At 66.1% G+C, this 19,058-nt stretch carries 14 protein-coding genes; 13 read left to right on the forward strand and 1 reads right to left on the reverse strand.

Annotation, left to right across the window (positions count from 1 at the left end; translation table 11 throughout):
* Positions 1-252: 252 nt before the first annotated feature.
* The 3 genes from LB310_RS05590 to LB310_RS05600 all read left to right on the forward strand — a co-directional run bounded on the left by LB310_RS05590 (position 253) and on the right by LB310_RS05600 (position 3,761).
* A complete protein-coding gene (locus LB310_RS05590) occupies positions 253-1,569 on the forward strand; it encodes an MFS transporter (RefSeq protein WP_278805874.1) in 1,317 nt (438 codons plus the stop codon).
* Between the two features lie 174 nt (positions 1,570-1,743).
* Complete coding sequence (locus tag LB310_RS05595) at positions 1,744-3,087, forward strand: phenylacetate--CoA ligase family protein (RefSeq protein ID WP_278805873.1); 1,344 nt, start codon at positions 1,744-1,746, stop codon at positions 3,085-3,087.
* A 14-nt stretch (positions 3,088-3,101) separates the two neighbouring features.
* On the forward strand, positions 3,102-3,761 hold the full coding sequence (locus tag LB310_RS05600; protein ID WP_278805872.1) for a LysR family transcriptional regulator substrate-binding protein: 660 nt from the start codon (positions 3,102-3,104) through the stop codon (positions 3,759-3,761).
* Positions 3,762-4,021: 260 nt separating this feature from the next.
* On the opposite strand, the gene LB310_RS05605 is transcribed toward LB310_RS05600, so the two are convergent.
* On the reverse strand, positions 4,022-5,884 hold the full coding sequence (locus tag LB310_RS05605; protein ID WP_278805985.1) for a lipopolysaccharide biosynthesis protein: 1,863 nt from the start codon (positions 5,882-5,884) through the stop codon (positions 4,022-4,024).
* 551 nt (positions 5,885-6,435) lie between these two features.
* On the opposite strand from LB310_RS05605, the gene LB310_RS05610 reads away from it, so the two are divergent.
* The 10 genes from LB310_RS05610 to LB310_RS05655 all read left to right on the forward strand — a co-directional run bounded on the left by LB310_RS05610 (position 6,436) and on the right by LB310_RS05655 (position 19,039).
* Positions 6,436-7,383 carry a 2-oxoacid:acceptor oxidoreductase family protein gene (locus LB310_RS05610; RefSeq protein WP_278805871.1) on the forward strand — a complete coding sequence of 316 codons (948 nt, stop codon included), beginning with the start codon at positions 6,436-6,438 and terminating at the stop codon, positions 7,381-7,383.
* Complete coding sequence (gene porA / locus LB310_RS05615; protein ID WP_278805870.1) at positions 7,380-8,588, forward strand: pyruvate ferredoxin oxidoreductase; 1,209 nt, start codon at positions 7,380-7,382, stop codon at positions 8,586-8,588. Before LB310_RS05610 ends, porA begins: the two co-directional genes overlap by 4 nt.
* A gap of 2 nt (positions 8,589-8,590) precedes the next feature.
* Positions 8,591-9,511 (forward strand): thiamine pyrophosphate-dependent enzyme, encoded by a 921-nt coding sequence (locus tag LB310_RS05620; protein ID WP_278805869.1) that lies wholly within the window; start codon positions 8,591-8,593, stop codon positions 9,509-9,511.
* Between the two features lie 40 nt (positions 9,512-9,551).
* Positions 9,552-10,316, forward strand: a complete 765-nt coding sequence (yaaA, locus tag LB310_RS05625; protein ID WP_278805868.1) for a peroxide stress protein YaaA — start codon at positions 9,552-9,554, stop codon at positions 10,314-10,316.
* Positions 10,317-10,975: 659 nt separating this feature from the next.
* Complete coding sequence (locus LB310_RS05630; RefSeq protein WP_278805867.1) at positions 10,976-11,782, forward strand: protein kinase; 807 nt, start codon at positions 10,976-10,978, stop codon at positions 11,780-11,782.
* A gap of 86 nt (positions 11,783-11,868) precedes the next feature.
* Positions 11,869-12,891, forward strand: coding sequence for an FHA domain-containing protein (locus tag LB310_RS05635; RefSeq protein WP_278805866.1), 1,023 nt, complete (start codon positions 11,869-11,871; stop codon positions 12,889-12,891).
* Between the two features lie 215 nt (positions 12,892-13,106).
* Positions 13,107-15,680, forward strand: a complete 2,574-nt coding sequence (gene leuS, locus LB310_RS05640; protein WP_278805865.1) for a leucine--tRNA ligase — start codon at positions 13,107-13,109, stop codon at positions 15,678-15,680.
* A 652-nt stretch (positions 15,681-16,332) separates the two neighbouring features.
* The gene (locus LB310_RS05645) at positions 16,333-17,136 is read left to right on the forward strand and encodes a hypothetical protein (protein ID WP_278805864.1); all 804 of its coding nucleotides are present in this window, start codon (positions 16,333-16,335) and stop codon (positions 17,134-17,136) included.
* Positions 17,137-17,153: 17 nt separating this feature from the next.
* On the forward strand, positions 17,154-18,206 hold the full coding sequence (locus tag LB310_RS05650) for an NADH:flavin oxidoreductase (RefSeq protein WP_278805863.1): 1,053 nt from the start codon (positions 17,154-17,156) through the stop codon (positions 18,204-18,206).
* A gap of 188 nt (positions 18,207-18,394) precedes the next feature.
* Positions 18,395-19,039: a vancomycin high temperature exclusion protein gene (locus tag LB310_RS05655; protein ID WP_087190174.1), complete on the forward strand. Its 645-nt coding sequence runs from the start codon at positions 18,395-18,397 to the stop codon at positions 19,037-19,039.
* The last annotated feature ends 19 nt before the right edge of the window (positions 19,040-19,058 follow it).

Consider the following 19,058-nt stretch of genomic DNA (forward strand, 5'->3'; position numbering starts at 1 on the left):
CGGCGGCGACCGCCGTGGCGTGGGCGCTCCATCAGGCCACGGCTTTGGCTCGCTTTTTATTCTGTGTGCTCTCTAGCTACCCCTGTATGAAAGCGCGGTTTCTCACTCTGAACGCCATATGGCTCGGCGGAGAATTCGGTGACAATGCGAGGGAAGGATTGCCGCTCCGCGGCCGTTCGACGTTTTTTGTCGCGATCGGGGCAAAGGGGGGCCTGCAAGGGGCGGCGTCAACTCGCACGGAGGGGGAGCACTATGTCCGAAACGACGGTTGCCCGCGCCAAGTCCGAGCGCATGCGCACGCTGGCGTGCTCGACGTTCGCCCTGCTGTTCTTGGGGCTCATCTACGCGTTCTCCATGTTCGCGGCGCCGATGGGCGCGGCGTTCGAGCTGGAGAAGGGCGCGATCGGCCTCACATTCAACATCATGATGATAGCGTTCTGCATCGGCGCCGTGATAGGCTCCCAGGTGGAGCGGCGCATCGGCGTGAAGGGCACCGTCGTCATCGCGGCCGTGCTGTTCTTCGTCGGCTTCGCGGGTACCGGGCTGTTCGCGAAGGGGAGCATTGCGGTGGTATACCTATGTTACGGCACGCTGGGCGGTTTGGGCGTGGGCATGGGGTACAACACCATCGTGTCCACCACGAACCTGTGGTTCCCCGACAAGGTGGGGTTCTCGTCGGGCGTGCTCATGATGGGGTTCGGCCTGGGGTCGCTCATCCTGGGGACGCTTTCGGTGAACCTCGTGCCTCTGTTCGGCCTGGGCCCTGTGTTCGTGGGCGTGGGCGCGGCAGGTGGCGTGGTGGCGGCAGCTGCGGCGCTTATGCTGCGCCGTCCGCCCGAGAACATCGTGGCGCTCATGGCGCCCGAGCAGGCGGCAGCCGGCGGTGCGGCGGGCGGGGATGGCGCCGACGAGCCGTTCCTGCTCAAGACGCCCATCCTGTACCTGTTCTGGATCTGGGCCGTGATCGTGGTGGCCATCGGCCTGGCCACCATCGGCAACTGCGCGGCCAACGCGCAGCTCGTGGGCATCGACGCCGCCTTCGCCACGCTGCTCGTGGGCCTGGTGTCCACCTGCAACGGCCTGGCGCGCGTGGTGGTGGGCATGATCTACGACCGCACGAACGTGAAGGTCACCATGTTCGTGGACGGCGCGGTGGCGGCTCTGGCCTGCGCCTGCATCATCGGCGCGTTCGCCACGGGCACCCCGGCGCTCTACATCGCCGGCGCGCTGTGCTGCGGCTTCGCCTACGGCGGCGAGCCGGTGGTGGCGTCGGCCTTTGCCCGCCAGCGCTACGGGTCGGCGAAGTACCCGCTCAACCTGTCCGTTATCAACACGTCCATCATCTACGGCTCGTTGCTCAGCATGGCCGCGCAGGCGCTGGCCGGCGGCGTGGACAGCCCGCTGGCCGTGTTCACCATCCTGGGCGTGCTCTCGGTGGTGGCGCTGGTGGACGTGCTGCCGTTCTCGAAGAAATGGGACGCCGACCTGCGGGCGCGGTGCGCGGGCGGATTGCGCCCGCAGGTCGGCGCAGACGCTGCGGCAGCGGAGGAGGCGCTGGGCGCGAAGTAGCTTGTGCGAAGCGAGCGCGGGCGATCGGATACGTTCACTTCCGCATCTTGCTAAGCTATCTGTTTTAGCGATAGCAAAGCATCAGAACATCGAATGGCTTAGAAGGTTGTATTCGCCGCCCGTTAGTGGTTTCATGCAATGTGCTGCAAAAACGGAACCGATCAAGGAGCAACCATGGCGAAGGACATCCCCGTATCCCAGAAATACTACGATCCGGAGATCGAATGCATGCCGCGGCCCGAGCTCGAGGCGCTGCAGCTGCAGCGCCTGAAGGACATGGTGGCCTACGCATACGAGAACACGGTATACTACCGCCGCGCGTTCGACGAGGCCGGCGTGGCGCCGGGCGATATCGAAACGCTCGACGATATCGCCAAGTTCCCGTTCATCGACAAGAAGACGGAACGCGAGACGCAGCACGTGGGCAGCTTCTTCGGCGAGATGTGCTCCGTGCCCGAGGAGGAGGTCATCTTCATGGCCACCTCGTCGGGCTCCACGGGCGTCCCCACGGTGAGCCCCTTCACGCAGGAGGACTTCGACCTGTGGCAGGACACCGAGGCGCGCCTGTTCTGGCAGGCCGGCATGCGCCCGAACGACCGCTACGTGCATGCGCTCAACTTCGCGCTGTACGTGGGCGGCCCCGACGTCATCGGCGCGCAGCGCCTGGGCGCGCTGGCCATCTGGGTGGGCGCCGTGCCCTCGGACCGCCTGCTGTTCGTGCTGAAGCAGTACCAGCCTACCGTCATCTGGACGTCTCCGTCCTACGCGTGGCACCTGGGCGAGGTGGCGAAGGAGAAGGGCTACGACCCGCGCACCGATTTCAACATCCACACCATCATCGTGGCCGGCGAGGCGGGCGGCTCCATCCCGTCTACGCGCGAGAGCATCGAGAACCTCTGGGGTGCGAAGGTCGTGGACTTCTACGGCCTGTCCGACATCTACGGTGCCTGCGCCGCCGCGTGCGAGGCGCACGACGGCCTGCATATCGTGGAGGACCAGATACTCGTGGAGACGGTGGACCCGACGACCGGCGAGGTGCTGGCACCGGGCGAGACGGGCGAGCTGGTGTACACCACGCTCATGAAGAAGGCGCGTCCCATGATCCGCTTCCGCACGGGCGACATCGGCTACGTGTCCACCGACACGTGCGAGTGCGGGCGCACGCTGGCGCGTATCCACGTGACCGGGCGCAAGGACGAGATGTTCATCGTGAGCGCCGTGAACGTGTTCCCCACCGACATCGAGTTTGTGGTGCGCGGGCTGGAGGACCTGACCGGCGAGTATTCCATCCGCGTGTACGAGAAGGACTTCACCTGCAAGTACGAGGTGTCCGTGGAGCGCGCGCTGGGCAGCGACGAGCCCTACGACGAGGTGGCGAAGCGCACCATGGCCGCCATCAAGGCCCACGTGGGCGTGCGCCCGCAGAAGGTTATCGTGTATGATGCGGGCAAGCTGGGCACGTCGTCCGAGCACAAGGCGTCGCGCTTCATCGACGAGCGCAGCTGCCAGACTCGTTAGGGAAGGGACCACCTATGACCACCGAAACCACGTTCGCCGTCTCCGGCCAGCACTACCTGTTCAACGTGCAGACGTTCGCCCATACCGTGTTGGCGTTGGGCGGAGACTCCTTCGCCTACGCGCTGCGCGACCGCACGACCCAGGGCGTTATCGACGACGTTGCCAGCGGAAAGAGTGAGTTGGGCGTGCTGTTTGAGACCTCGGCCACGGCCGACGAGGTGAACGCCGCGCTCGACGCGGCGGGCCTCGAGTTCGTGGAGCTCATTCAGTCGGCGCCGCGCGTCGCGCTGCCGGCGAGCCACCCCATGGTGAACGCCGCGAGCCTCACGCTCGAGGACATGGAGGACTACCCGTACCTCTACTTCGAGCAGGACGAGGACTCCCCGGTCGCCTTCGCCGAGGAGGCGTTGGCCGGCGTGCCGCGCGCCAAGTCCATTGCCTGCACCGACCGCGCCTCGCTCTCCGAGCTGATCGTGGCCCTGAACGGCTACACGGTGACGAGCGGTATCCTCGTGGGCATCTCCGACGGCGCAGGCTTGAACACCGTGCCCCTTGAAACCGACGTGCGGCTGCATTTGGGCTACGTCGTGCGCAAGGGTGGGCAGCTGGGCGAAGTGGGCCAGCGCTTCGTGGACACCCTGAAGAAGAACCTGGAGAGGTACGCACGGTTCTAGTATTCCGCCAAGTCATCACCGCCGAGGTTCGCGCGGAAGGGGTTTGCTGCACGTCGGCAAACCCCTTTCTGTATTGAGAGTGGCCGAGGTTTCATGCCATGCCGTCGATGGCCTGTTGCGCCTCCCCCCTTCAGCCGGCCGAGCGCCCATGCGCGAAGGTCGCCGATCCGGCGACTTCGGTCAACCTCGGGGACCTTCTGGTGCGCCGCGGTGCTTCCCACGACCTGCGCGCACTTGGCCGGTTGAAAATCGATCCTCGCCTACTGCGGTAGCGGGCTCTCGTCGTCGGGGGCGCCGGCCGTTCCGAGGGTATCCGCCGCCGTGCCCTCCTCGGCGCGTGCCCGCGCCTTCGCGTGGGCGGCTGCGCGGGCAGGGGACATGCCGCGTGCGATCTCGCCCTCGGCTTCCAGCTCGGCCTCGATCGCGCGCACGCGGGCCTTCTCGTGGGCGGCGGCGCGTGCGGTCGTGGAGCGTCCGTGCGCGCTCGGGCTGGGGGCTATGGCGCTGGCCTCGGTTTCTGTCTCTTTGGAGAAGCCCAGGCGGATGCTCACGTACTCGCTCACCAGCAGCACCAGCAGGATGCACATGACAATGAGGTAGCCGATTACTGCGCCCGGCAGCCCCGTGAAGTTCACCAGCAGAAGCGGCACGAACAGCGAGAACCCGAACGTGATGACGTAGAGCTTCGTCACGGCCCGCTGCCGCCTCAGCACGGTGATCACCTGGTACAGAAAATCGATGGCCGCCGTGACGCCGCCAGCGGCGATCATGATGAACAGGAGGCCGCGGAACTGCTCGAAGTCCAATCCGTACAGGAAGCTCATGACGGGGATGCCGATCCATCCCATGACGAGGGCCGTCGCCCCCGTGTACGCCACGATGATGACCATGATAACGACGATGATCAGGTCGAACTTCCGCCGCTTCTCGGGGTCGCTCCACGCCTCGGCCATGCGTACGAGCAGCGGTTTGTAGATGAGCCCGATGGTCAGCAGAATGCCCTGCGCGGGGAAGTACAGCGCGTTGAAGTACAGCTGGTTGTCGTAGGAGAGCACGCCCTCCATGACGAACTTCGGCATGTTGTCGATGAGCGCGTACAGAAACAGCGCCAAGAACAGCGGGAAGCACTGCTTGAAAAGCCGCGCGACGCTGGAAGGGCTCACGCGGCGCGACTTCGGCGTTTCGAACAGGGCCAGCGGGAACGTGAGCACCACGAACGACAGGGCCGCGGCCACGGCCATGACGATGCACGCCACCGGCAGGTTGCGGGTGATGAGCAGGCACAACGAGAACGCCACGAGCACCACTACCGAGCGGAACGCCTGCGAGGCGCCGGCCAGGTACAGCTTGTCCACCTGCTGCAGCCGCCCCTCGTACACGTCGGCCAGCCCGTCCACCATCTTGTACACGTACACGCCCAGGCTGATGGTGAACATATCCTGCGCGTACCCGCGAATCGAGCAGTACGCCACGCCCACCGCCACCATGAGAGCGCAGGTTATCCAGCGGTTCAGCTGGTAGTCCGAGAATGAGTGAGCCTCGTCCAGGTCCGACACCTGGTAGGTGCGCACGCCGTAGTTCGCCAAGTACATGAGCAGCATGCCGGTGACGAAGGCCATGGAGAACATGCCGGCCTGCTCCACGCCCACGAGCTGCGTGACCACTACGGTGAGCACGGGGAACACCATGCCCCACGCGCCGATGCCGATGGAGTTCCATACGTAGTCGCGTGTGGTGCGGTGCGCGGCGTACTGCGCTTCCTGGGCGGCCAGCGAGCGCTCCGACACGGCGCCGAGCAGCCGGTTGCACCAGTGGTTCACCGTGCGCGTGACGAAGTTCGGCTTGCGGGGCTTGCGTGCCTTGGCGTCGCGGACTCCCCGTCCGGTCTGGTCGCGGCCGCTCTCACCGCGCAGCGCGTCGCCGGGCGTTTCGACATGCCCTTCCTGCGCGCCGAGCCCGGGAGTGCGTCGGCCATGCTTGACGCGGGGGCTCTGCGCACCCTCGCCCGAGGGCGCCTGCTCGGTGACGTCGGCGGTCGGCAGGACGCGCGTTTCGACCTCGCCGGAGCCGTCGGGTCCCCGATGCGTCGCCGGGCGCTTCTTGCCAAACGTAGGGCGGTCCATCACGGTGATCGCCAACTCCTTCGCGGTGCCTTCTCGTCGGTTCTCTCTCCGAGCATTATATAGTTCGCGCACGGCCGCGCCCCGAAGATTCATAGCAGCAGCAAACAGCGAGTTGAGGGCGGGCTTGCGGCGTTGGAAGGCGGTCGAGGAGGGAATGGAAGGGGGCGGCGATGGACTGTAGCGCTTTTCGCCGGGAAATGCCAAGAAAGGGCCGGTTTGGCAATCGCAGGCGCCTGCTCTTTGGGCTGCTGTGCGGCGTGCGATGCCGATGGCGGCATATCGCCTGATCGCGCGTCGGCCTGTCGGAGAGCTTCCAGCGCTCGGATTGCCAAACCGGCCCTTTCTTGGCAGCGTCGGCCGGGAAAGCGTCATCCGGGCGAGAAATGCATCCCTTCCGGCACAGGGCAGCGCGACGAGGCGGGCTGGCATGAAGGGCGGATCGCTGCCCATTTGCTGAAGAATGCGGGCAGGCCGGCCGCTGCGTCGCCGTCTCGACACGGTCGCAGCGCTATACTGGCACGATCAAATGCAAGCAGAGAACGGGAGACTGCATGATCGAGGTATTGTGGCACGGCCGCGGCGGTCAGGGCGCGTTCACGGCGGCGCGGCTTTTGGGCGCGGCGGCGTCGATGGCGGACGGGAGGCATGCGCTGGCGTTCCCCTCGTTCGGGCCTGAGCGGCGCGGCGCGCCCATGCGGGCGTTCACCAAGATGGCCGACGCGCCCATCGGCGACCGCAGCGCCGTCGCACAGGCCGACTACGTGGTGTATCTGGACGACACGCTGCTCGGCGACGGGTGGGAGCTTGAGCTCAAACCCGGCGGCGTCGTGCTGGCGAACAGCACGCGTACGTTCGAAAACCCGCGCATCGTGGCGCTCGACGCCGACGGCATCTCGAGCGCCGTCCTCGGCCGTCCCATTCCCAACACGGTGTTCCTGGGCGCGTTGGCCGCGCTCTGCGATCGGGTGGATTTGGCCGACGTGGAGGAGGCCGTCCGCCAATACATGCCTGCGAAGCTGCATGCGAAGAACATCGAGATCGTGCGGGCGGCATGGGAAGCCGTCTCCCGCCGCGACGAAGGCGGTTCGGCTCGTTGCCCTGAGCGGACGGGGCAGGCCGAAGAATCCTCTGCGGCGTCGGCGGAAAATGCAACGACGGCGCCCCAGCGCCCCGCGTCCTGCATCCCCACGCTGCGTTCCGACGCGCTCGATCCTACCGCATTCGCGCATTCCACGTGCTTTGAAGGCGGCTACCTCACGGTGAAGAACGCGGGCTGGCGCAACATCCGTCCGACGATCGACCCGGCCGCCTGCACGGGCTGCCTCCAATGCTACCTCTACTGTCCTGACGGCACCGTCTTCAAAGCGGTCGACCCCGCTCCCAGCGGCGCCCCCGTCGCCATCGACTATGACTTCTGCAAGGGTTGCGGCGTGTGCGCGAAGGCGTGCCGGTTCGGCGCTATCACGATGATCCCCGAAAGCGAGGCGGATGCCCGATGAAGCGGTTCCTTTCCGGCGACGAGGCCCTCGCCGAGGGCGTGCGGCTGGCACGCCCGCAAGTCATTTCGGCTTACCCCATCACGCCGCAGACGGTGGTGGTGGAGCGCCTGAGCGAGATGGTGGAGGACGGCTCGCTGGCCGCCGAGTACGTGCACGTGGAAAGCGAGCACTCGGCTCTCTCGTGCGCCATCGGCGCGTCAGCCACGGGCGCGCGCACGTTCACGGCCACGTCGAGCCAGGGCCTGCTGTACATGGCCGAGTGCCTGACCTACGCGTCGGGCGGCCGGTTCCCCATCGTCATGATGAACGCGAACCGCGCCACGGCGCTGCCTTGGAACATCTACGGCGACCAGCGCGACTCGCTCTCTCTGCTCGACCATGGCTGGATCCAGGTGTACGCCGAAGACAATCAAGAGGCGCTTGACCTGGCTCTTATGGCCTATGCCGTGGCCGAGGACCCTGCCGTGCGCACGCCGGTGATGGTGAACCTCGACGGCTTCGCGCTCACGCACACCTACGAGACGGTGGACGTGCCCACCTCCGAGCAGGCCGACGCGTTCCTGCCGCCCTACGACGGCGCGGGCAACAGCTTCGACTTCGAGAACCCGGTGAGCATCGGCTTCTCGGCGGGGCCGGACTACGACCGTTACTTCAAGTACTGGGAGCATCGCGACATGCGGGAGGCCGCGCCGCGCGCCATCAAGGAAGCGGAGGCGCGCTTCGCCGAGGTGTTCGGGCGGCGCTACACCGGCATGATCGAGTGCGTGGACTGCGACGACGCCGACGTGGTGTTGGTTACGCTCGGGTCGGTGGCGGGCCTCGTGCGCGGCGTGGTTGCCAAGCTGCGCGCGCAGGGCGTGCGCGCCGGCATGCTGCGCATCCGCTACCTGCGCCCCATGCCGAGCGTGCTCGTGGCCACCGCGCTCGCCGGCGCGAAGGCCGTGGGCGTGCTGGAGAAGGACGTCTCGTTCGGCGCTGAGGGCACGGTGTACACCAACGTGAACTCGGCGCTGCAGCAGGCGGGAGCGCGCGTTCCCTCGTACAACTTCATCGGCGGCCTGGGTGGCGACGATATCTCGAAAGCCCAGGTGGAAGGAATGTTCCGCGTGCTCGCGCAGGCGGCCGAGGGCACGGCCGACCTGCCGCATGTGTCGTTCTTGGGGATCGACTCGCCGGCGGATGCCGTCTCGGAAGGAGGCCGATAGCCATGGCCGTCACTGCCAAGAGCATGACCGACGACGAGCTGTTCTTCGGGCACAAGGCGTGCGCGGGCTGCGGCGGCTCGCTCGCCCTGCGCGCGGCACTCAAAGTGCTGGGGCCGAACGCCGTGGCCGCGTTGCCCGCGGGCTGCATGAGCGCCGTCGGGTTCAACTTCCCGCAGCTCGCCTTCGCCAACAACGCGATGATCACGCCGTTCGCCGCCACGGCCAGCGTGCTCACCGGCATCGAGGCCGGCCTGCGCGCGCAGGGCAAGAAGCCCGACGACTGCACGGTGGTGGGCTTCGCCGGCGACGGCGGCACGGCCGACATCGGCCTGCAGGCGCTCTCGGGTGCCATCGACCGCAACGACGACGTGCTCTACATCTGCTACGACAACGAGGCATACATGAATACGGGCATCCAGAAGAGCTCGCTCACCCCGTTCGGCGCCAAGACCACCACCACGCCGGCCGGCTCGAACGTGCACGGATGCCTCACGCAGAAGAAGAACCTGTTCGAGATCGTGGCCGCGCACGGCGTCCCCTACGCCGCCACGGCGAGCGTGGGCTACTTGAACGACTTCATCCGCAAGGTGGAGCGGGCGCGTGATATCAAGGGCACGCGCTACATCCATGTGATCGCCCCGTGCCCCACCGGCTGGGGCTGCGGCGTGGACGAGATGGCTGACATTGCCAAGGACATCGTGGACACGGGCCTCTGGTACCTCGCCGAGTACGAGGGCGAGCAGGTGTCCGGCCAACCCGGCGGCCGCTTCCGTCTGAATCGCGACCCGAAGCAGTTCGCCAGCGTGCAGGCCTACCTGCGCCGCCAAGGCCGCTTCCGCGCGCTTTCGGACGACGAGGTTGCCGCCGTCGAGCAGGGTCGCGACGCGAAATGGGAGGTCATGCGGAGGGAGTGGCGCGACTGACGCCCGAATCGTGCAGCGGAAACAACGAAAGGGAGGAGCCATGCGCTTCATCGTTTCGCCGGCCAAGAAGATGAACGTGGTAGACGACGCCTTTGCGTGGCACGGTCTGCCTCGGTTTATCGACGATGCGGGGCAGTTGCTCGAAGCGTTGCGCGCGCTGTCGTACGGCGAGGCGAAGGCGCTCTGGGGATGCAGCGATACGCTGGCGGAGCTCAACTTCGAGCGGGTGCGCACCATGGACCTGCGGGCCGAGGGCGCGCTGACACCGGCGGTGGTCGCCTACGAGGGCATCCAGTACCAGCACCTAGCGCCGCGCGTCATGGACGAGGCGCAGCTGGCCTACGTGCAGGAGCACCTGCGCATCCTCTCGGGCTTCTACGGGGTGCTGCACCCCCTTGACGGCGTGGTGCCGTACCGCCTGGAAATGCAGGCGAAGCTAGCTGCAGGCGGCGCGCCTGACCTCTACGCCTTCTGGGGCGACCGTCTCTATCGCACGCTTGCCGACGAGGCCGACGTCATCGTGAACCTCGCATCCGTCGAATACGCCAAGGCCGTCCTCCCGCATGCCAAAATCGTGGGCGCGCGGGCGCCGCGCATCGTGACCTGCCTGTTCGGCACCGTCGACACGCAAGGCCGCCTCAAGCAGCGTGCCACCGCCGCCAAGGCCGCTCGCGGCTCGATGGTGCGCTGGTGCGCCGAGCGCAACGTCCAATGCCCCGAGGACCTGCGCGCCTTCGATCAGCTCGGCCACGTCTACGACGGGGCCCGCTCCACCGACGACTGTTTCGTGTTCGTGCAAGGTTGAGCTTGCGGGGCTCTGGTCCTGGCTTCGCTGGGATGCTCCCAGCGAACTTCATTTCGCCGGGAAGTGCCTCCGCGCGATTCCATTTGAATCCTTCGTCGGCGTTGGCACCGACGCTCCGTAAAGTTGCGCAACCCGCACATGCGCCTCAACAGGCTATAGTGCGATAAAGGAAGGCTCCCGAAAACCAAACGGCCCGCATGGTCGACCATAACTCCAGAGCAACCTAAAGCGGTTCACGTGCGACCGCCTGCGTTAGCGCCTCTTGCTAAAGACGAGCCTGCGTAAGGGCCCTGTACGGAGCACGCGTCTTGACGGCTGATGGCGCGTCGGCGAAATGGAGGGTGGGTATGCATGTCCATTCTGCGCATCATCTCGATACCCCCGCCGTGCCCCAGCCTTTCCTGTCGATCGAGCTCGTGTCGAGAAGCAGCCGTTCAAGCGTGCATGTATGCCGCTTCTCGGACGTGCTTCAGAGCCGCGCTTACTGCCTGAAAACGCTGCGAGCGGACGGCCGCTACTTGGAGCATCAGAGAAGCCTTCTCGCGCGGTTGGTCGCGGGGTCGCGTAAAGCCGCGTCAGAGGAGAGAGGAGCTGGCGCGGTAGCGAGCAGGCGCGCGGCGAACGGAGAAACTGCTAGCGGCGACACCGAAGAAAGAGGAGTGACGGCATTCGGTGCACGCTTCGCTGCGACCGGGGTGCTTCGCGACTCGCGCTTGCGCCCTTCCCACGGGAAGTGGCTCTACTTGGTTTCTGCCTGGGCTGAAGGCGCTCCTCTTTCTCGTATTATTACGCAGCGTGCTCGCGAGCGTCGGCCGCTTCTTCTGGCGGACTCGTTGTCGCTGCTGCTCGCAGTGGCGACCGACCTGCACGATCTGGGACGCTGCGGGGGCTCCGGCGCCGCCCTCATCCATCAAGATCTCAAGCCCTCGAACATCATCGTATCGCCTTCTCCCGTCGAGCGAGCTACCGTCATCGATCTCGATACGGCCTTCTTTCTGGGCGAGCCGACGGACGCCGTGCCCTGCGGCTCATATGGCTACACGGCTCCGGAGGGTATCATGCGCACGCCCGGATGGGAAAACGAGAACCTGGATGTGTTCTCTTTCGGCGTCGTGGCGCACGAAGTGCTCACGGGTCGCTGGCCGTATCCCTTTCCGCCGCGCCTGCGTGACGACCTCTTTTTCTGGTCGGCGTACTTCCGCGGGGGAGGCGTTCCGCGCGTCGATCCCTGCCTGCCCGATGATGTGCGCCAACTGGTTCGGTCGTGCGTTGCGCTCGATCCGGGCCTGCGTCCGAGCTCGTCCGAACTGATCGAGCAGGTGGGTCGGTTGGCGGCTCTTTATGCTGGTTCCGGCGCGTCTTGCCCCCTTGCCGCTGCCGCCGCACCGCTTCCTACGCCCGCGTCGACTGCCTTTCCCCTGCTTGATTTACCGCCCGATGAGCCAAGCAATAGTGTTGCGCAATAGGCCGACCTCGCCAAGACGAATAACCTAATAACGATTTACCGGTGCAAACGTATGCTTGACAAAGCAGTTGAGATAAAGGGGACAAGGTGCGGCTGACGACAAACACCGAACAGGCACGGTCATTCGACGTGTCGGGCGAGGATCGGGGATGGCACACGGCGTTGTACTATTTTGCCGAGCATATCCGATCGCTCTCGCGCGGCCGGGTGAACCACAAGGTCCTCTATTCCTACCTTGGGACGAACGGCCACTACATCAACCATGACAATCCCACCATCAGGAAGCGCACTGCGGCGGTGCTGTCGCGACTCGTCCACTCGCGACGCTATGTGGAGGACTTCCGTGCCAGCTACGAGAGAAACCTGCAGGTGTTCGACGATGCGGCGCGGCTGCTGAGCGCCGATCTCTGCAATGGTGCCGATTGCACTGTCGGGGACCTTGTCATTTACTTCTGCGGTCCCTTGTGGACCGACGTGCAGCGCGGGTTGGAGCATGAGCGCGAGGACGGGCGTGTGGAGCTGCGTCTCGATCGCATCGCGAACGAGATGAACTCGCTGTTCGTTTGGTGCGAGCAGCAGCCTGCTGTGCGTAGCGAAGATATGCTGGTTGTGCTCGCATCCTCGTACTTCCACCTCATGACGTTCGGCCATTTGGACGAGCGCTTCGTGTGCGAGCTGGCCGATGAGACGCCTCTCACCATCCCAGATGGCAAGGGCAACGATCCGAATCGAGCCGCTCGGCGCGAAGGCTGTGCCTGCCTCGTCAAGTACGCGAGCGACGAGCCTGATGCCTTGGGCAACTGGTGGACAGTCGCATCCGACCGCCCGTTCTCCATTGGCCGTTACACCGATTGCGACATCATCGAGACGGATCCCTGCGTTTCACGTCGGCATTGTCGTATCGTAGGGGAGGGTGGAAGATGGCTTCTGGAAGACCAAGGCTCGGTCCATGGGAGCCGCGTTCTGCGCGAGGGCCGCGTTGTGTACGACAGCGCCCGCGACGGTGCCGAGCCGTTCGAGCTCGAGTTCGGCGACCACCTTGTGCTGGCCGGTGCATCTTCGTACTGGTTCGGAGCCCTGCTCGCCGATGATCGCCACGCGCGGCGCTGATCAAGGTTCCTGCGATCCCCAATCTACTCGGAACCCGGGGACTTTGCCCCGCCTGATCGGCTCGAATTTGCGTGGAGGACTCCCGGTGCGGGGGAAAATCACTATAATGGGAGCATTCGCGAATCGAGCCCCCTGCGCGGACGCGCGCGGGCGGCATCGCCTTGCCGTGGCGCTCCCGTCCGACAGGGCGAGACCTGACGAGGAAAGACACCGCCATGAAACCTTACAACCCGCATGAGATCGAGCCCCGCTGGCAGAAGGCGTGGGCCGACGCCGACCTGTACAAAGTGACCGAGGACGCCTCCAAGCCGAAGCGCTACGTGCTCGAGATGTTCCCGTACCCCTCGGGCGACATCCACATGGGGCACGTGCGCAACTACACCATCGGCGACGTCATCGCGCGCTACTCCAAGATGCGCGGCTTCGACGTGCTGCACCCCATGGGCTGGGACGCGTTCGGCCTGCCGGCGGAGAACGCGGCCATCAAGCACCACAGCCATCCGGCGAAGTGGACCTACCAGAACATCGACACGCAGAAGGCGTCGTTCAAGCGCATGGGCTTCAGCTACGACTGGGACCGCACCGTGGTGGCGTGCGACCCCGAGTACTACCGCTGGGGCCAGTGGATCTTCCTCAAGATGTGGGAGAAGGGCCTGGTGGAGCGCCGCAACAGCCCGGTGAACTGGTGCCCCAACTGCGAGACGGTGCTCGCGAACGAGCAGGTCACCGAAGGCGAGTGCTGGCGCTGCCACGGCGCGGTGGAGAAGCGCGACCTCACGCAGTGGTACCTCAAGATCACCGACTACGCCCAGGAGCTGCTGGACGACCTCGACCAGCTGGACGGCTGGCCCGAGCGCGTCAAGCAGATGCAGGCGAACTGGATCGGCCGCTCCGAGGGCGCCGAGGTCACGTTCACGCTGTGCGGGCCCGACGGCGAAGCGCCCGCCGAGCCGACCGAGGACGACCTCATCACCGTGTTCACCACGCGCCCCGACACGCTGTTCGGCTGCTCGTTCTTCCTGCTGGCCCCCGAGTACAAGGGCCTCATGGAGTTGGTCGAGGGCACCGAGTACGAGGCCGGCGTGCGCGAGGTGGTGGAGCAGGCCGCCAAGGTGAGCGCCGTGGAGCGCGCCCAGGGCGACCGCGAGAAGCACGGCGCGTTCACCGGGCGCTACATGGTGAATCCCATCAACGGCGAGAAGGTGCCCGTGTGGGTGGCCGACTACATCGTGAGCGACTACGGCACCGGCGCGGTCATGGCCGTGCCGTGCGGCGACCAGCGCGACTTCGAGTTCGCGCGCAAGTACGACCTGCCCATCATCCCCATCATCCTGGGCGAGGACGACCCGCTGTACCCCGAGCTCGACGGCGTGCAGGAGCGCCGCGTGACGAGCGTCGACTGGGACCATGCCTACGACGCCGAGGGCATCCTCGTGCAGTCCGGCACGTACACCGGCATGGTGGGCGGCAAGCACAGCCCGGCCGTGGACGCCATCATCGCCGACCTCGAGGCGGCCGGCCGCGGGCGACGCAAGGTGGAGTTCCGCCTGCGCGACTGGCTTATCAGCCGCCAGCGCTACTGGGGCAACCCCATCCCGGCCGTCCACTGCCCGGAGTGCGGCCTGGTGCCCGTGCCCGAGAGCGACCTGCCGGTGCGCTTGCCCGAGGACATCGATCTGGCCGCAGGCGAGACGCTGGCCACGCACGAGGCGTTCGTGAACACCACCTGCCCCGTGTGCGGCGGCCCGGCCAAGCGCGAGACGGACACCATGGACACGTTCACGTGCTCCAGCTGGTACTACCTGCGCTACACCGACCCGCACAACGACCAGCTGCCGTTCGCGCCCGAGAAGGCGAACCGCTGGCTGCCGGTGGACCAGTACATCGGCGGCATCGAGCACGCCATCCTGCACCTCCTGTACAGCCGCTTCTTCACCAAGGTGCTGCGCGATCTGGGCATGGTGGATTTCGACGAGCCGTTCGCGAACCTGCTGTGCCAGGGCATGGTGAAGGACGAGCACGGCGAGACCATGAGCAAGTCGAAGGGCAACGTCATCGCCCCCGAGGACATGATCGCCGAGTACGGCGCGGACGCCGTGCGTGCGTACATCCTGTTCATGGCCCCGCCCGACAAGGACCTGCTGTGGGACGAGGGCGGCTTGGCCGGCATCTACAAGTTCATGAACCGCGCGTGGCGCATCGTGTGCGATCTGGCGGGCCAGGCCGGCGACGAGTCGCTCTGCCAGCCGGGCGCGAGCGAGGCCGAGGGCGTCGAGGCGCTCAAGACCCTCGTGCGCGAGCGGCATCGCGTGGCGGGCAAGGTGGTCGACGACTTCGACCGCAACAACTTCAACACCGCCATCGCCGCCATCATGGAGTTGTGCAACGCGGCGGGCGACTACCTGCGCAAGTGCTCGCCTGACGAGCGCGCGGCCTGCGAGGGCTCCCGCGCCGTCGACCCCGAGGCGGCCGAGGTCATCGTGAAGCTCATGGCCCCCATCGCGCCGCACTGGGCTGAGGAGCTGTGGCACGATGTGCTGGGTCGCGAGGGCTCCGTGCACGTGCAGCCGTGGCCGGAGTTCGACCCCGAGCAGGCGAAAGCCGACGAGGTGGAGCTTGCCGTGCAGGTGAACGGCAAGGTGAAGGCCAAGATCACGGTGGCCGCCGACGCGCCTGAGGACGACGTGAAGGCCGCCGGCCTGGCCGCCGCGGAGAAGGCGCTCGAGGGCAAGGACGTAAAGAAGGTCGTCGTCGTCCCCGGCCGCCTGGTGAACATCGTGGCGAAGTAGCGGGTATCCCGCTTCAGATTCTAGCTTCAAGAGGGCATACCGGGTATCCGGGATGCCCTCTTGCCATTTCGGCTTGCGGGCTTGCGCCGTGGGCTGCGCCCGGAAGCCGACGGCGATTCATGGGGTCCGTCGGAGATGATCCTCGGTTCGTGAAGCCCCTACTGTTGCAGCGGATCCTGGCTTTCGGTGCATTCGGCGGCTGCGGGTCTCGGGTTGCGGTGCCTTCGATGGCTAATATGACGTCTCGGTTCTCGGCATCCCCCTTGCCGGAGGCGGCGTTCCGGTTCGCAAGTTCCTGGTTTTGGCAAGAATTTTGAGGTAGGGCACACCCATTCGCGTATGTTTCGCTGACTGCCTCTTTGGCAGTGATCTGAACAGGGAATTTCTGGCGCCCTATTTGCGAAGCGGTCGCGTTCCACACAGTTTTGTGCCCTACCTCGAATTTTTAGCCAAAAGAGCGTACCATGGGCGCATGGACATCGTTGTCGGATACGAATCGGCCCTCGAGTATTGGCGGGTCGTCGGACCGCGCCTCCTTCCCGGGCGCAGGGATCGCCGCGCGGCGACAAGGCGTGCCCATGCGGCGATAATCTCTCCGGAAAGGCCCAGCCTTAACGGGGGAAACCGCCGACCGGCAGGGTGTCGCCTACCCGTGCAGACGCTCGTCGGCAATGCGGAGACGCGCACGAGAACTCCGAGCGTCGTCAGCCACACGTGGGCCGAACTGCCCGACGGGTCGGTTGCCGATGCGGGGATGGGGTTTCTGGTGAGCACGCCCGAGTTCTGCTTCCTGCAGCTGGCAAGCCGGCTCTCTCTCGCGCACCTGATGCAGGTGGGGTTCGAGCTTTGCGGCACCTATGCGATCGCGGAGGACGGCCCCGCGAAGCAACGCAAGGAACCCCTCACGTCGGTGGGCGAACTCAAGTCGTTCATTGAATCGGCCCCGAACGCATATGGACGCGCGAAGGCTCTGCGTGCGGTCCGCTACCTGATGGACGGCTCTGCCTCGCCTATGGAAACCGTGCTCGCCATGCTGCTGTGTCTACCGTACAAGCTGGGAGGATACGCTATTCCGCGGCCCGCGCTCAACTATCGGGTGGATGTTCCACCCAGCATGCGGAAGCTGGCTGACCGCTCGTTCTGCGTATGCGATCTCTGCTGGCCGGCAGCCAAGCTGTCCGTGGAGTACGACAGCAAGCGGTACCATACGGACCCCGAGCGCCAAGACAGCGACGCGCGTCGTCGCAACATGCTCATTGCTTTAGGGTATACCGTGGTCACGGCATCGTGGAACCAGGTGACGGATGGCGGTGCATTCAACCGTCTTGCGCAGCAGGTCGCGAAGCAGACGGGCAAGCGGCTGCGGTACGTGGAACCGGCCTTTACGCGCAAGCACATCGCCTTGCGCGACGAACTGCTAGAATCGTTGCATCGATCCGCAGAAGACGGGTTATAGGAGAGGCGGGAGGCATTATGGGCACGCTGTTCGAGCAGATGTGCATCGGGAGCCTGCAGGCGAGGAACCGTTTGGTACGGGCGGCAACCTACGAGGGGCTGGCCACCGATGACGGGCACCTCACGCCGGAGCTGGCGGCGGTTTGCGAGGAGCTGGCGGCCGGCGGGGCGGGCACCGTCATCTTGGGGTACGCGTACGTGACGCCCGACGAGCGGCCGAACCCGCGCATGCTGGGCATCTACGACGACTCGTTCGTGCCCGAATACCGCGAGCTGGTGGAGCGCCTCCGTGCCCGCGGCGCGCGTGTCGTGTCGCAGATCGTGTACGGCGGCTCCGCGACCAAGCTCGATCCCCCGAGCGCGTGCATCCTGGGCCCGTCGGCCGTGCCCAACCCTAAGACGGGCATCGTTCCCGTCGAGGCCTCCGCGCGCGACGTCCGCCTGCTCGTGGAGGCGTTCGCCGCCGCCGGCCGCCGCGCGCGCGATGCGGGGTTCGACGGGGTGGAGCTGCATGCCGCCCATGGCTATCTGCTGAGCCAGTTCTTGAACCCACTGCTGAATAGGCGTGCAGACGAGTACGGGGGCTCCGTCGAGAACCGCGCGCGCATTGCCGTGGAGGCGCTCGCGGCCATCCGGCGGGAGGTGGGAGCAGAATACCCCGTGCTCGTGAAGCTGAACAGCTCGGACGGGGTCGAAGGAGGTCTGACCGAGGATGACAGCCTTCGGGTGGCGCAGCTGCTGGTGGAAGCCGGCGCATCGGCTATCGAGGTGAGCGGGAATTGGCGCGCCTGCCGTGCGCGTGACTTCGGTGGCGAGCCGTTCTTCGCTGCCTACGCGCTCCGGCTGGCGCGCGCCGTGCCGGTTCCGGTGATACTCACGGGCGGTAACCGCCGCGTCGAGGCGATGGAACGCCTGGCCGACGAGGGCATCGCCGGGTTCGGCCTGTGCCGCCCGCTCATCTGCGAGCCCGACCTGCCGATGCGCTGGGCGGCCGACCCGCAGGCCGTGCCGCGCTGCGTCTCGTGCAACGGCTGCAGCGCCACGCCGGGCCACCGGTGCGTGCTGCGCTAGCTGGCGACAGGGGCGTAGCCGAATGCCGTGGCGAGCTGCTGCCGGCATCGAGACATCGGTTCAACCGTTGTTTGTGGACAAGTCCGTGAGATTCGATGGCGGCCGTGTTGCGGCAGTCTGTCGCCTGCGTGCGTTTGCTATCATCGAACCTTATGACACGTAACAAGAAACATGGATGGTTGAGGCGTATGGTCGGGTTCGTGATCGGGTGCGCGGTCGTTGCGACGTTGGTCGTCGCGGGAACGAACCTCGCCACGGTCGCCACGACGAGGGACGCCATCGTCGACACCGAGACGGCTGCGACCTTCGGCGCCGATGCCGTCGTGGTGCTGGGCGCCTCCGTGTTCGCCGACGGCACGCCGTCGGGCATCCTGCAGGACCGTCTGGACGATGGCATCGCTCTGTACCGCGCGGGCGCCGCGCCCAAGATGATCATGAGCGGCGACAATTCCACGGTGTCGTACAACGAGGTGAAGGCCATGAAGGACTACGCCATCGCCCAGGGCGTGCCCAGCGAGGACATCTTCTGCGACCACGCCGGCTTCTCCACTTACGAGAGCATGTACCGGGCCAAGCACGTGTTCGGTGCGGAGCGCATCGTGGTGGCCACGCAGACCTACCACCTGTACCGCGCCCTCTATTCCGCCCAAGGCCTCGGCCTCCAGGCCGTGGGCGTGCCGAGCGACTACCACGCCTATAGCAAGCAGACCCAGTACGACCTGCGCGAGATCCCCGCGCGCACGAAGGACTTCTTCAAGACGCTGTTCAAGGCCCCTTCGACGTTCGTGGGCGACCCCATCAGCCTGAACCAGTCGGGCGACGTGACGGACTAGCGGGTTAAGAGCGCCAAAG

The organism is Gordonibacter sp. RACS_AR49, assembly GCF_030418435.1.
Taxonomy (GTDB): domain Bacteria; phylum Actinomycetota; class Coriobacteriia; order Coriobacteriales; family Eggerthellaceae; genus Gordonibacter; species Gordonibacter urolithinfaciens.

Coding starts and splice junctions, on each gene's coding strand:
- LB310_RS05650 (WP_278805863.1), top strand. CDS start 17,154: ATGGGCACGCTGTTCGAGCAGATGTGCATCGGGAGCCTGCAGGCGAGG.
- porA (WP_278805870.1), top strand. CDS start 7,380: ATGAAGCGGTTCCTTTCCGGCGACGAGGCCCTCGCCGAGGGCGTGCGG.
- LB310_RS05605 (WP_278805985.1), bottom strand. CDS start 5,884: ATGGACCGCCCTACGTTTGGCAAGAAGCGCCCGGCGACGCATCGGGGA.
- LB310_RS05655 (WP_087190174.1), top strand. CDS start 18,395: ATGGTCGGGTTCGTGATCGGGTGCGCGGTCGTTGCGACGTTGGTCGTC.
- yaaA (WP_278805868.1), top strand. CDS start 9,552: ATGCGCTTCATCGTTTCGCCGGCCAAGAAGATGAACGTGGTAGACGAC.
- LB310_RS05595 (WP_278805873.1), top strand. CDS start 1,744: ATGGCGAAGGACATCCCCGTATCCCAGAAATACTACGATCCGGAGATC.
- LB310_RS05610 (WP_278805871.1), top strand. CDS start 6,436: ATGATCGAGGTATTGTGGCACGGCCGCGGCGGTCAGGGCGCGTTCACG.
- LB310_RS05620 (WP_278805869.1), top strand. CDS start 8,591: ATGGCCGTCACTGCCAAGAGCATGACCGACGACGAGCTGTTCTTCGGG.
- LB310_RS05590 (WP_278805874.1), top strand. CDS start 253: ATGTCCGAAACGACGGTTGCCCGCGCCAAGTCCGAGCGCATGCGCACG.
- LB310_RS05600 (WP_278805872.1), top strand. CDS start 3,102: ATGACCACCGAAACCACGTTCGCCGTCTCCGGCCAGCACTACCTGTTC.
- leuS (WP_278805865.1), top strand. CDS start 13,107: ATGAAACCTTACAACCCGCATGAGATCGAGCCCCGCTGGCAGAAGGCG.